General features: G+C 56.7%; 10 protein-coding genes. 3 read left to right on the forward strand and 7 right to left on the reverse strand.

From position 1 onward, the window contains the following. The 6 genes from RUA4292_RS09205 to RUA4292_RS09230 form a co-directional block, all read right to left on the reverse strand. Positions 1-678, reverse strand: a complete 678-nt coding sequence (locus tag RUA4292_RS09205) for a hypothetical protein (protein ID WP_058277337.1) — start codon at positions 676-678, stop codon at positions 1-3. Continuing rightward, a complete protein-coding gene (locus RUA4292_RS09210; RefSeq protein ID WP_050602715.1) occupies positions 678-1,121 on the reverse strand; it encodes an ATP synthase subunit C in 444 nt (147 codons plus the stop codon). Before RUA4292_RS09210 ends, RUA4292_RS09205 begins: the two co-directional genes overlap by 1 nt. Continuing rightward, positions 1,118-2,914: a V-type ATP synthase subunit I gene (locus tag RUA4292_RS09215; protein ID WP_058277338.1), complete on the reverse strand. Its 1,797-nt coding sequence runs from the start codon at positions 2,912-2,914 to the stop codon at positions 1,118-1,120. The genes RUA4292_RS09210 and RUA4292_RS09215 overlap by 4 nt, the downstream gene beginning before the upstream one ends. Beyond that, a complete protein-coding gene (locus tag RUA4292_RS09220) occupies positions 2,911-3,516 on the reverse strand; it encodes a V-type ATP synthase subunit D (RefSeq protein ID WP_058277339.1) in 606 nt (201 codons plus the stop codon). Before RUA4292_RS09220 ends, RUA4292_RS09215 begins: the two co-directional genes overlap by 4 nt. After that, a complete protein-coding gene (locus tag RUA4292_RS09225; RefSeq protein ID WP_058277340.1) occupies positions 3,494-4,855 on the reverse strand; it encodes a V-type ATP synthase subunit B in 1,362 nt (453 codons plus the stop codon). The genes RUA4292_RS09220 and RUA4292_RS09225 overlap by 23 nt, the downstream gene beginning before the upstream one ends. Positions 4,856-5,046: 191 nt before the next feature. Continuing rightward, a complete protein-coding gene (locus tag RUA4292_RS09230) occupies positions 5,047-6,450 on the reverse strand; it encodes an MATE family efflux transporter (protein ID WP_058277367.1) in 1,404 nt (467 codons plus the stop codon). A gap of 549 nt (positions 6,451-6,999) precedes the next feature. On the opposite strand from RUA4292_RS09230, the gene RUA4292_RS09235 reads away from it, so the two are divergent. From RUA4292_RS09235 to RUA4292_RS09245, 3 genes are all read left to right on the forward strand, one after another. Next, positions 7,000-8,922, forward strand: coding sequence for a DUF3604 domain-containing protein (locus RUA4292_RS09235; RefSeq protein ID WP_058277341.1), 1,923 nt, complete (start codon positions 7,000-7,002; stop codon positions 8,920-8,922). Positions 8,923-8,998: 76 nt separating this feature from the next. Beyond that, complete coding sequence (locus RUA4292_RS09240; protein WP_058277342.1) at positions 8,999-9,829, forward strand: peptidylprolyl isomerase; 831 nt, start codon at positions 8,999-9,001, stop codon at positions 9,827-9,829. After that, a complete protein-coding gene (locus RUA4292_RS09245) occupies positions 9,826-10,827 on the forward strand; it encodes a HupE/UreJ family protein (RefSeq protein WP_058277343.1) in 1,002 nt (333 codons plus the stop codon). Before RUA4292_RS09240 ends, RUA4292_RS09245 begins: the two co-directional genes overlap by 4 nt. 13 nt (positions 10,828-10,840) lie before the next feature. On the opposite strand, the gene RUA4292_RS09250 is transcribed toward RUA4292_RS09245, so the two are convergent. Next, positions 10,841-13,948 (reverse strand): ATP-binding protein, encoded by a 3,108-nt coding sequence (locus RUA4292_RS09250; protein WP_058277344.1) that lies wholly within the window; start codon positions 13,946-13,948, stop codon positions 10,841-10,843. Positions 13,949-14,213: the final 265 nt, after the last annotated feature.

Genomic DNA, 14,213 nt, shown 5'->3' on the forward strand with positions numbered 1-14,213 from the left:
TCAGCGGATCACACCTTCCAGCACGGCGCGAAACCGGGGCTGCAGATGCTCCATCAGCAACGAGGCGACCGCCTTGTCTGTTAGATCAAGTACAACGCCCTGATCTTCGGCCCTCACGCGGATACCGCCCTGCGCGTCATCCGATGCATGCAGCTCTACCTGTTCACGCAAAATGTCGGCTGTCAGGCCGAGGACGTATTTAGTCAGCTTACCGGATTGAATGTCATCGGCGTTCTGCTTGATGTCTTCTTGCGTTGCGACTTTGGCGGGCAGAATGACCTGCACCTTGCCATCCAGGTTGACGCCTTCGGATTCGCGGCCGACGACCTCCAAAATCATCTGTTTCAGCAGGCCCGGCTCAGCCATTTCCTTGGTCACCAGACGTTCAACATCTTCGCGAAACCGGTCGGTCAATCCACCCTTCATGGTCAAAACCGCGTCACGCATGGCGGTGTTAAGCGCCTCTTCCCCAGCAGCGCGATATTTGTCGGAATCGGTGCGCGCCTTTTTTTGATAATCGTCCGCCTCGCGTTTGGCATCCGCCAGAATTTTGGCGGCTTCGGCCTTGGCGTCAGTGCGCAGTTTTTCGGCGTCGGCCTGACCAGCAGCCACGCCATCGTTGCGCAGCTTGTCGATCAGTACATCCACGCCATGAGAAATCATGCCATCCTGTGCCATCAACTGATCCCCGCGCTAATGACAAGGGCAAAGACAAAGGCGAACACGCCAAACCCTTCGATGATCGCTGCCGGGGCGAGCGCCAGGCCAAAGATCTCGGGCTTTTCCTTGGTGGCGTTGATCGCTGCAGCACAGGCCCGACCCTGCCAGATCCCGCAATACATCAATGCGATGCCCGACAGGATACCAATCCCGAACAAGCCGCCCGCGTTTTCGGGTGTTACGTCTCGGTTTAAGGTAAACATGATGACGATGCCGTAAATCACCATGGTCGACGGGAAGGCCGATACGCCGACAAAGCGCCCATAGCCGCCTTCGGTTTCTGTCATGGCGCCAATACTGGCCATGCCAGCGATGGAGCACCCGATCGCGCTGGAGGCCGCGCCCAACGCCATAGGCGCGTAAATGCCCAGCCAACCCAATGTCAAAACAAGCTCATTCATTCCTGAACCTCCTTGCGGGCGAACGGGCGAAAGACAACGCCTTCGTCCGGCATACCCCATTTAAAGAATTCGATGTAATTGAGACGTAATCCATGGACGACGCCGCTCATCATGGCGAGGGCGAAGTTGAGAATGTGGCCGATGATCAGGATCAGCAGGGCAAACAGTACGCCCAGCCCCTTGAGGGACTGCATCACCGACCCCGCCAGATCGTTAAATGTGATCGCCAACGAGGCCGAGGCCAGCCCAAGTGCAAACAGGCGCATGTAGCTAAGGACATCGCCAAATGCACCCATCGCCCCGGCAAGGCTTTGCAGCCCTTCAATCAGACGCCATAGCCAGTCGGTAGGTTTCTTGATGGCCCGCTCGCTTGAGAACCAGACGATGGCCAGAACCCCGACCCCCATCAGCAGCGCGCCGGGCGCCGGAGAATTGCCCTTCATGTAACTGAGCCATAGGACAAATCCCCCGATCAAGGCGGCGATCCAGCCTAGGTTGGCTATAGCCTTTCGGCAGCCCCATGCCGCACGGGCGGCAAGCGCATTGGCCAGCACCAGATGCAATACCCCAACGACAATCGAAACCATCATCATCGCGCCGAAATTGTTGAGATCGAGCACTTGGAGCTTGGCCCAGATTGATCCGTCTGCCGGCGATACGCCGAAATAGCTGCCGACTAATATGCCGTACAGGATCGTCGCCCCCGAGATGATCACGCCAAAGCGTCGCCAGGAACGCTCATGTGGTGTGCGATCAAGCCGTTTCCAAAACAACAAAAGCCCCGCCAAGATAATTGCCCCGTACCCCGCATCGGCCACGATCATCGCAAAGAAGATCGCGAACGAAACGGCGACAATGACACTGGGGTCCCAATCCTTGTAACCCGGCACTTGATAAAACAGCGCTAAGTCTGCAGCAGCAATGCGCTTTTCTGGTTGTTCCAACAAGGTAGGCGGGCTGTCTTCGGGGCCGGGTTCTTCAATCAGCACAGCGGCATCCTTGGCGTTTGCCATGTCCAGAACCGCATCTATACGATCCTCGGGCACCCAGCCCTGAAGGGCAAACATCGCCTCTTCGTCGCGCACCTTTTGCGTGGCATGGGCCAGCTCAGCCGCGCTTTCGGCAACCGAAAGGTTCCGGCGCATCAGTGTTAGGTATCGGGTTTGCGCAACGCGTTCAGCCTCAAGCGCTTCGATCGCGATCTCGGCTTCTTCCAGTTGTGCCTCAAGCTCGTGAATGGGCAATGATCCGGTGTGCGTGCGCGGAACCGGAAGGATATCGTCATCCGGCTCATCCGGCACAATCAATACGGCGTAAATAAACCGGTGGTCCTGTTCGAGAATGGCCCAGGGTATATCCAATGCCTCCAGCGCATCGCGATGTTTGAGCGGCAGTTGATAGAACCACAGCCGGTTCCCCGCCAAAACATCGTCTGGTGGAAAATCCAGATCGCCCCAAGGGCGCACCTGTGCAATTCGGTTGGCAAGAAAATCCCTGTGATCCGTCATGTCACGAGTGCGCTGCATCAAGTCCAGCACATCCCCGACGAATTGGTCCATGTCAAAACCGGGATCGCGCTGAATCTGTCGGCGCGGCTCGGACACATCATTCAGGAATCGGAGTGCCTTATAGGCATTGCGCGCGCCGCGCTCACTGATCTTTTCCGGCTCAGAGGGGGGCGGGGCCAGAGGCAAAACGTGCATGCACCCCAGTTCCTGCAGCGCCTCAAGGGTCGCAGCCTTCTGGCCTGCCCGCCCGACCAGTGACAGTTTTTTGAGCCTCGCAACACTCACGACAAAGCCTCCTGCGCATGTTTGCGTTTCGAGATTTTAGAGCGCACGACGGCCTGCATCTGCTCATCGCTCAGATAGATACGGATTTTCTTAATGTTGGCTTTGGCGCGCGGGATCAGAACCTTTTCGAACAGATTGACACGCTGGGTGATGGTGGCCACGGCCTTGTCGAATATCTTCACCCGCTCTTCGGCCACTTTGACCCGTAGACGCGCCTCGATCATATCGTGCAGCAACCGAGCCGCAGCATCGACCCAGTGGGGTTTGGCCAAATAGGAATACGGACGCACGGCAACCTCAATCCGGTCCAGCGCGGGCATCGTGACCCCCACGACGTTTACCTCTTTGACTTGGTAGTCCTTCAACTCAACCAACCCGTCCAGATCAACGCCTTGCTGCGCCAGCATCGGCAGTTTTTCTCCAACCTTTTGCGCCAGTTCCTGCACCTCATCCTGAAGGCGCTGCACATCTTCGCGCGCCTTCGCGCGCTCGGCCATCAATTGCTGACGCTTAAGGTCCAGCGATGGCAGGAACCGCTCATAGCTTTTCAGCTGCGTCTGCTCGCGCGCGAGCGACGATTTATTCAGCTGCAACCGCGCCATCGGCATCCTTTGGGAAATATTTGTCGATCAGGGTTTGCTTCATCAGCAATTGCTCGGGCGCGAAGCACTCCGCCAGAGTTTTCCAGCCCAGATCCAGCGCATCTTCGAGCGGGATCGAAACGTTGATGTCCATGAAGCGCGCTTTGAACAAAGCACCGAACTTCAGCAACTGGTGGTCATAGTCCGAAAGGTCGAACGCCATCGCCTGTTTCTGCGCGGCGTCTCGGCTTTCGGAATAGAACCGGATCATGGTGTTCATGATCTGACTGTGGTCCTCCCGCGTAGTTTTGCCGATCACGTTCTGCTTGAGCCGCGACAGGCTGCCGAACGGGTCAATCACGCCCGAATGCAGATAGATCTGCCCCTCGGTGATATAGCCCGTGTTATCCGGCACAGGATGGGTCACGTCATTACCGGGCATCGTCGTCACGGTCAGCACAGTGACCGATCCGCCCTTGGCATAATCACAGGCTTTTTCGTACCGGCGGGCCAATTGGGAATAGAGGTCACCCATATACCCACGCTGCGACGGCACGCGTTCCTGGCTGATCCCAACCTCTTTCATCGCATCGGCATAAGCGGTCATATCGGTCAGCAGGACCAGAACGCGCTTGCCTTCTTCCACCGCGAATTTTTCGGCCACGGCCAGCGCCATATCGGGTACTAGCAGCCGTTCGACCAGCGGATCCATCGCCTGGTTGACGAACATCACGGTGCGGGAAAACACGCCCGCATCCTCAAAGGACGTCCTAAAGGTAAAGTAGTCGTCAAAGATCAACCCTAGCCCGCCGAACACCACGATATCCGCGTCCGCCTGAACACCAATTCTGCTGAGGAACGCGTTAAACGGCTCACCCGAGACCGAAAAAATCGGGATTTTCTGACTTTCGACCAACGTGTTGAACACGTCGATCATGGGCACATCGGTTCGGATCATCTTGTTGGGAACGGCGCGTTCCGCAGGGTTCACGGTCGGCCCGCCGATATCCACGCGCGTCTCAGACGACAGGTTAGGTCCACCATCAATAGATACACCCGCGCCGTCAAAAACGCGGCCCAGTATGTTCTGTGAATATGGCGTCTGCATCGGGTGGCCCAGGAACGTCGCCGTGGCCTCAGTCGAGATGCCCTTGGTGCCGGAAAACACCTGCAGGGTGACAACATCCCGGTCAATGAAAATGGCCTGCGCCAGTGTCTTGTGGCCGTCCACGGTTTCGATTACGGCCAGATCATTGAAACGCACTGCTGCGTCGGTCGACCCGCCCAGAGGCACCCTGACCTTTATTGTGTCTCCGACTATCTCAAGAACACGCGTGTATTTCAAAAGACTTCCGGACATTGCTCATCCTCGGTCGTTAAAGGTGTTTTTGAAATCAACGCCCCGAAATAACTTGGCGTTTTTTGCAATCTTAAGCTCAGCTTACAACGAATTCATGAATTGGCAAATGAGGATGTCTTAGTTGCGGCAAAGGAGACAAATGTCGCTTCTGGTGACCAAAAACTGATGGTATTTTGGCGCCCAGGGACGGTTCACCACCCCCTGCGCCCAAAGAGGGATTGCAGCCGGCTTTGTCCGGCAAATGGATCAACCTCTGTTGGCGCAGTCAGGCCCGAGACAACGCCGCGCACCATTACCCAGCAGATTGCAGCAAATATCACACCGCCCAGCGCCTGCCCCAACAACACCCCCGGAGCGCCAGCCAAATAGGCCCCGGCGACCGCAAAGGGCCACGTGCCCAGCGTATGTCGCCCCCAGTTAACCCACGTGGAATAAATGGGATAGCCAAGGTTGTTAAAGCTTGCATTCGCAACGAAGATCACCCCGTTGAAGAAGGACGCCAAGGCCAGCGGTCCGCAGAACAGATAGATCAGCGCCCGCGTCTCGCCTTGGGCCTGAAACAAGTCGGCGATGGGGGCACGCAGGACAAACAGCACCGCCGCCATCAGAACCACATAGACGGCGGTGAATTTTACACCTGCCAGAAATGCGCCCTTCACCCGATCATACTGCCCTGCCCCAAAGTTCTGCCCCACGATCGGGCCTATGGCCCCGGACAGTGCAAACACGACGGAAAAGGCAACAGGCATCAGCCGTCCTATTACGGCCATGCCTGCCACGGCATCGGTGCCAAACTGCGCAACCTCACGGATCACGATGGCGTTGCCGACCGGCGTGGCGACATTGGTCAGAACCGCCGGTATCGCAATCGCCCGCACCGGCTGGAGGTCTTCCCTCAAGTGCCTCAACGACGGTCGCGCAAATCCACGGTGCACGCGCACGGCGGGCCGGACCGCTGCTATCAGCATACAGATACGCGCAATGACCGAGGCAATCGCCGCCCCATCCAGGCCAAGACCAACAGCAAAGATCAGGATCGGATCCAAAATTGCGTTTGCCAGCCCGCCGTAAATCGTAGCCTGCATGGACCGGCGCGCATCACCGTGCGCACGCAACACAGCCATACCCGTCATTGCCGCAGCCATCACCCACATGGTCGGCAGAATGATGCTGACATACCGTGCGGCCAATTGCAGAACCTCACCCTGCGCGCCCAGCAAAGACAGCAGAAACTTGATATTAATCATGACCATGGCAGACACAATCAATCCCATCAAAATACCAAGAAGAGCAACGCTGGTTCCGAATTGCCGGGCTTTTCCGGGCCGCCCGGCCCCCAACTCGCGGGCGACAAGAGCCCCGGCTGCGATGGACAGCCCCACATTGATCGAGTTGGTGAAAAACAAAAGCGTGCCCGCATAGCCGACCGCTGCGGCCAACGCGTCGTTGCCCAGCATCGAGATGAACACCATGTCCACGAAATCCACGGCAAAGATTGCCATAAGACCAATGCTGGTGGTCAGCGACATTCGGGTCACATGCCGCATCAGACTGCCGGTCAAAAAGACAGCCATGCCCTTGGGTTGTTTTGTCATTGGCTGGTCCGTCCCTTTGTTCTGGAAATCAATCTGCCCCTGATGGGCGCCAGCCAGCAACCTCAAACTGGTGCGGGTCGTGACGAATACAGCCCTACCATTTTTGGCAATCCGCATTTTGCACCGCTGCTATGATGTTGCAGTACCAAAATCCTTGCCGCTTTGGATATCGGCATCCAGCGCTGCGTCCACGGGCGGCTCGCACCCGGCATTCTAAGTCAACGGATTTTGCCGGAATTGCCTGATCGACACGAAGGTCACCGTTCTCAACGAACTGGACAAACTCACCCATCCCGGCGTGTACAACCTTTTCGGCGCCAAGGTGCGCGCAGTGTATATTGAGGGCGGGCACGCAAGTGGCGGCCGTGCGAAACGGTCGATGGTAGTGAGGTATTCTGAGCGCGGGTACCGCCAGGCGCGGCACCAGCCTGCGCTGGAGGCGGGTCCCAAGGTAGAAAAATCAGTACCAAAACCCGCTCAATACATTATAAGAAATGAATATACTGAATTTACGATATTCGATTTGCGCGACGACCTGGGGAGGATTCAATGCTTCGACTTACAACCTGTTTGATCTCTTTGCTGACATTACCATCACTTGTATGGGCAGACGCGGTCCCCAGCAAAGAGGCTGCCGAGGGCACCTTTGCCGACCGCCCATATTCGCCTTACGCCAACCGATCATTTCCTGAACGGCCACTCTGGGGTGACACGCACCTGCACACCGGTTTGTCGCTGGATGCGGGCGCATTCGGAAACACCTTGCTTCCTGATGAGGCATGGCGGTTCGCAAAGGGGGAACAAGTTATTTCGTCAACCGGTCAGGCCGTCAGGCTGGCGCGGCCCCTGGATTGGATGGTGCTGACGGATCATACTGATTTGATGGGTTTCGCCCCGGACCTGCAGGCCGGTAAACCTGGCGTTATTGGTGACCCAAAAGGCTTGGAGTGGTACGAGGGATACAAAGCAGGCGGTGAAGAAGCCGGGAAAGCGGCCTTCGACATTATTACAAATTTCTCTCAAATGACCCTGCCGGAAATCCTACTTGAGTCATATAGCCCAGGCGCGGACGCATTCGCATTTACATGGGAAAGCATCGTTATGGCAGCGGAACGGCACAACGACCCCGGCAATTTCACCGCCTTTATTGGGTTTGAATGGACGTCCGTTCCCAAGGGGTTCAACCTGCACCGCAATGTCATGCTACGTGACGGACCAATTCGGGCACTGCAAATGGTGCCACCCGTGACTCAGCCTCCTTACGGCGACACCGACCCCAAGGCGCTTTATGCGTGGCTTGAAGAATATCAGGGTAAAACCGGCGGTCGCGCGGTTGCTTTTGCACATAACGGCAACCTGTCAAATGGCTGGATGTTCCCCACTGAGGATACTTATCACGGCGGCAAGGTAGACGAAGAATACGTGCAGAACCGCGCCAAGTGGGAGCCGCATTATGAGGTCACCCAAATCAAAGGCGACGGAGAAGCACACCCCTTCCTAAGCCCGGAAGACGAATTTGCGGACTATGAAAACTGGGACGTCGGCAACCTCGACATTACCGAGCTGAAAACAGAGGACATGCTGGCCGGTGAATATGCCAGAGAAGCCTTGAAACGTGGCCTGATGCTGGAAGAAAAATTCGGGGTGAACCCTTATAAATTCGGAATGGGTGGGGCAACAGACAGTCACACATCGCTGGCAACAGCTGAAGAGGACAATTTTTTCGGGAAATCCGTCAGCGTTGAACCATCGGCCACAAGAATCCAGCACCCCTTCATCGCCAATGACCTTGGCGAAATCCCCGGCGACCTTCTTGTCGCATCTGGTTACACTGCCGTCTGGGCCACCGAGAACACGCGTTCGGCGATCTTTGATGCTTTCAAACGGCGTGAAACCTATGCCACGACTGGTCCCCGGATCGGTCTGCGGTTCTTTGGTGGATGGGAATTTGACGAAGCAGATCTTGAGACCCGGTTCCTTGCGGACGTTGGCTACACCAAAGGCGTTCCGATGGGCTCGGACTTACGCCCTAACGAAGGTGATGGAGCGCCTTCATTCCTGATCGCAGCGCTACGCGATCCGGTTGGGGCCAATCTGGACCGGGTACAGGTCGTAAAAGGGTGGCTCGATGGCGAAGGAGAGTTGCACGAGAAAGTCTACGACGTTGCATGGTCGGATGACCGGGCTGCTGATGAAAACGGCAAAGTCCCGGCTGTCGGCAATACCGTCGATATCGAAACTGCCAGCTGGAGTAACACGATTGGCACCGCCGAGCTTGTGTCGGTTTGGGCCGATCCAGACTTTGATCCAAATGCGCGGGCCTTCTACTATGTCCGGGCGCTTGAAATTCCCACACCCCGTTGGGTCCTGTACGACAAGGTCCGGTTCGGTATTGAATTGCCGGAAGAGGCGCAGCTGATCCATCAAGAGCGCGCGTATTCGTCGCCAATCTGGTACACACCTAGCGAATAACCGAACAATACACTAATGACATTGCCGGGCGGTCAACCCCGCCCGGCAATATTGCGACACGACATTGAGAACCCGAATGCAAATTCTAAAACAGCCGTTATTCCACTTCATTTTGATCGGGGTTGCCATTTTCGCTTGGTTTGCATGGGTTTCCCCGCAACAGGACGTCGCTGAAGAAACCGACACGATCACAGTCGACGGTAATGATGTCGCCCTCCTGAAAACACGTTTCCAAAACAGCTGGAACCGCCCACCGACGGAAGATGAGTTACAGGCCCTGATAGACGGGGCGATCCGCGAAGAAGTTCTTGTGCGCGAAGCACGCAAGCTGGGTCTGGATCAAGGTGATCAGGTCATCCGTGCACGCCTGGCGCAGAAGATGGATTTTCTGACTGACGCAATCGCAGCCTCGATCGAACCCGAGCCCGAAGTGTTGCAGACCTTTCTGAACGAAAATCCGGAACGGTTTACCAAACCGGCACAGATTGCTTTTGATCAGATCTACCTGAACGAGAACGCTGAGCTGGATGCCATCGAAAACGCGATTGAGGCTGCAAACACTCAGCAGGACTGGCGCAGCATCGGATCGACAACTTTGCTTCCAAAGTCGATGCCCCTGACGGTAGTGCGCGCGGTGGACGCAAACTTTGGCACTGGCTTTTCGGCAGCTCTGAATTCGTTGGAGCCAGGCAACTGGTCCGGCCCAGTCCGATCCGCATATGGCATCCACGTCGTTCGCGTTACAGACAAACAAGACCCCATATTGCCAAAGTTGGAAGATATCCGCGATACCGTTTTACTGGAATGGCGCCGCGAAGCCGGGTCGGACCTGGCGCAGGCGCAATATGAAAGCCTGGCGTCGAATTACCAGGTCGAAACACCCGACATGGACAAGGCAGTCGAATGAAGCGGCTCTTTTGCCTGTTATTCTCGGGCTGGCTGATGTTCGCTGCACAAGCGGGACATGCACATGCACTTGACCCCGGTTATTTGGACCTGCGGCAATTGGCGAGCAACACCTGGCAAGTGCTATGGCGCAAGCCTGATGTGAATGGCCGCCCCATGGGTATCGATGCCATATTGCCCGCTCACTGTGCCCAAAACCGAGGACCCGAGCCACGGTCCGACGGAACGGCTTGGATCGCGACCTGGGTTCTTGAATGCGAGGACGATATCGCCGGTCACACCATCACCATTGAAGGGCTGGAGCAACAACGAAACGACGTTCTGCTGCGCATCCAACCCATCTCGTCGGAACTATCCACTTTGCGGTTCACGCCCGAGACGCCTGCTTTGATCATACCAGAACAGCCAACGACCTGGTCGGTTCTGAGCAGTTACTTCCGCCTTGGGTTCGAACATATTCTGGAAGGTTGGGATCACCTTCTGTTTGTTTTTGCCTTGTTTGTGCTGGTGCGCGATCCATGGCGGTTGGTCGGGGCGGTGACCGCCTTTACCGTCGCGCATTCCATTACGCTGGCGCTTGCAACTCTGGGCGTACTGAACGTGCCCGGCCCTCCGGTCGAAGCCGTGATCGCCTTGTCAATTGTGTTCCTCGCTCTGGAAATCCTCAACCGAAAAGATGGTGAGCTGCGCCTGTCCGAACAATATCCCTGGATCGTCTGCTTTTGCTTCGGGCTGTTGCACGGGCTGGGATTTGCCGGCGCGCTGGCCGATATTGGAGTTCCAACTGAGGATATCTTCGCCGCACTGCTGGCCTTCAACATCGGGGTCGAGGCCGGGCAACTTTTGTTTATTGCCGGACTGTCGGCCCTGATCTTGGTGTGGCGCCTTACGCTGCCCACAATTTCCCAAAGGGCTAGCGTAGTCGCCGTACCCTTCACAGGATATGCCATCGGCTGCGTGTCGATGTACTGGTTGGTTGAACGCCTCAGCGGGTTTTAGATTGGAGCGACCGCTACTTCGCGGCCTCTTGCTGCTGCAATAAACGCGCCTGAACCCGGTCCGTTTCCACCTGAGCCCAGCCTTCGTTGGTTAGTTTCTGGTGCTTGCGTGCCTCGAACAATACCTGCTGGGCACCCTCGGGATCGCCGGCTTTCAAAATCAGCTCGGCGATTAAAGTCAAAAGGAACGGTTTGTAGTTCCCCGCACCGCTGTCCCACCAGGCCTCGGCCGCCTGACGTACCGCGCTGATGTTGTTAAAGGTCGGCACATCATAAGCAGTCGCCCAACTGCGCCACAGATTGGCAGTAACAGTCATGAAGGTAAACGAGTGCCTCTCGGACACCTCTTCAAGCTGTTGAGCGGCTTTCAAAACATGATCCGGTTCACGACGCAAAGTATGCAACATGCAAAGATAGGTCAGCGCCTGGGCGATACTGTGGACATGCTTTAGGTCCTTGGCGGCATCGACGGCCCTTCGCTGGATATCAACGGCTCGGTCAGGATCGCCTTTCAACCACAGCGCCATGCTTAAAAAACACGACGTTATCGCTGCGTGGTCGGATCCGTAGACATAAGCAAGCCGTCCATGCAGATCGGGTTGATAGAGGTCCAGCGCCAACTGTAGGTGTTCATGCGCCGCGTCCAGATCACCGATATGCAGCAAAACCGCCCCCATCGCGCGATGGGCAATCATGACATGATGCGCCTCGTCAGACTGACCTGCCAGATCGAGGATTTGCCTTGCCGCGTCCTTCGCCAAATCGTATTCGGCCCGCACCAAATGGAACGAATAAAGGCCATTGAGAACAGGAAACAGGTTCTCGGTCTCGTCCAGCCGATTGCACAGCTTTCGAATTCGGGCATAGACAGCGCCCGTTTCGTCGGCGGCAATGCCGGCCGTCGAACGGGTCACGCCCGCGCGAAGCACTTGAATCTCGACCTCTTTGCGGTCGCGCTCAACGGTGCTTTCCAATTCGTGCAACTGCTGTATTGCATGTCCCAGCTGGGTCACCGCTTCGACATTCGCAGAGCGCTTGGCTGCGCGTTGGCCTGCAAGGTGCCACTGTTCGATGGCCTCGCGGGGCATTTTCGCCATGGTGTAGTGGTGCGCCAGAACTTCGGGGCCTGCATCTGCGTGACTATGCGTTCCGTGATGCAAGGCCTCTGCTACGCGCGCATGCAACCCGCGGCGTTCGCTTTTCAGGAGGCTGTTATAAGCCGTGTCACGAATAAGAGCGTGACGGTAGGCAAATGTCTCTTCTGCCTTTTTCTGCGTAACGGTCACAATGCCCGCGTCGACCAGCAGATCCAGACCCGCGCGCAACGCCTTATCTCCAAACCCGGACACGCCGGAAATCAATTGATAGGTGAAATGCGGACCGATCACGGAACCGATTTGTGCGACTTCTTTCGCCGAACTCAAACGGTCCAATCGCGCCATCAACGCATCCTGTAACGTGCTGGGGACCAAAGGCGCGGGACCGGGCGCGCCATCCAACCCAAGTGCATATGCCCGATCGGCCAATTGACCAGATTCCAGCAAATCCTTTGTCACCTCTTCAACATAGAGGGGAATACCGTTCGTCCGCCCCGCGATCACGCCGAACATTTCGGGCGAGATCGGCTTATCCCCAGCCACCTGATGAACAATCTCGCGGACCTGCGCGAAATCCAACTGCCTGAGAGGGACATGAGTGACGTTGGGCTTAGCGGTCCAATTCGGATCAAAAGCCGTCCGGTAGGTCATGACGATCAGAACCGGTACTTCCTGAATTCTGTCCACGATCCGGTCAAGCAAGGTTTTCGTCGTCGGATCAATCCAATGCGCGTCTTCAATGAGGCACAGGATGGGCTTTCGCGCGGCCCGTGCAATAAGCTGACCGGCTAACATGTCCAGGGTCTGATCCATGACTTGCTGTGGCGTCAGATCCAGCGAACCAAGTTGGTCTTCGAATTGAACAGACAAAAGTGCCGCAGCCAGCTTCACGCTGTGGTCAGGCGGATCTTCCAGATGTTTGGCAATTTTCCTGAGCCGGACGCTCCCTGTATCTTCAACACGCAGGTCCGCAGCGTTTTCAATCTGACGGATCACAGGGTAAAGCGCACTTGTCTCATGATACGGTGAACACTGAAACCGCACTTGCAACGCTTCTGCCTTGGCAATACCCAACCGTAGCTCTTCGATCAAGCGGGATTTACCGATACCTGCTTCGCCGGATACCAATGCGACCTGCCCCTGGCCCGCCCGGGCCAGCGCCAATTTGCTGCGCAGAATGTCAAACTCCGGGTCGCGTCCAATCAACGGGCGCAACGCGGTACTGTCAGTCGTCATGAACCGGCTGATCGTCTCTCGTGTTCCGGTGACCTGCCAGGCCTCAACCTCTTTCGCGAAGCCTTTGAGTTTGAACGCACCGCGCAAAACATACTCGAACGCGTCGCCTGCCAACTGGTGCGTGGTCGGAGCGACAATCAGGGTGCCCGGATCGGCCATAGCCTGAAGGCGCGCTGCCAGGTTTGGCGTTTCGCCCTTGGCGGTGCCGTCTTCGAACATGTTTTCACCGCGCAGGTCACCGACAACGACCAACCCCGTCGCGATCCCTATCCGCACTTCGAGCTTTGCGTGGGTGCGAACTTCCGGCATTTCCTGAATGATCCTCAGCCCCGCACGTATCGCGCGTTCGGGGTCATCCTCATGCGCATGCGGAAAGCCGAAAAAGACCATGATGCCATCGCCATAATAACTTGCGATATGGCCGTCATACGCAGCCACAGCCGCCGCGCAGGTTTCCTTGAACAGGCGCAGAACCTCAGCCAGATCCTCAGGGTCCAAGCGTTGCGCGATCTCGGTGGACCCGACGAGGTCGATGAACATGACAGTCAACTGCCGCCGTTCGGCAACGATCGTCGGGCTGAGGGTCGAATGTAGTGACGGAACGCCAGCCCCGGATTGTTCGCGCAAGGCTTTTGCAAACCGTCGCCTTGGCCCAAGCGGCAGTCCAATTGCGACAAGATCGTCTTCTGTCAGCTCAGGCAGATCACCCTCCACTATTTCATGACGGGCGAAGGCCTCGGCGTATTTTGACAGGCCGTTTTTTTCCAACCAGATCTCGATTTCAGACATGCAATCGTTTCATTTGCGTCAATCCAAACAGGGCTCATTCAAGCGAACCTTCCCTGATCGCGCCCAGGATAACGGAATTGCCGGTTCAGTTACCGGCGTGACCGACAGGGCTTGTCACCATCAAGGACGACCCCAAGGCTTTGGTCAAGTGAAACGAAAAAGGCGGGTCCACAGTCGAAATTGGGCAGAACGAACGCGACGGAAAGGTGGCAACCAAAGGCGATACGCTCTTAACTCGGACGAAATCCGGAGACAAACGGGAGGC

The sequence above is a fragment of the Ruegeria atlantica genome (genome assembly GCF_001458195.1).
GTDB classification, from domain to species: Bacteria; Pseudomonadota; Alphaproteobacteria; order Rhodobacterales; family Rhodobacteraceae; genus Ruegeria; species Ruegeria atlantica.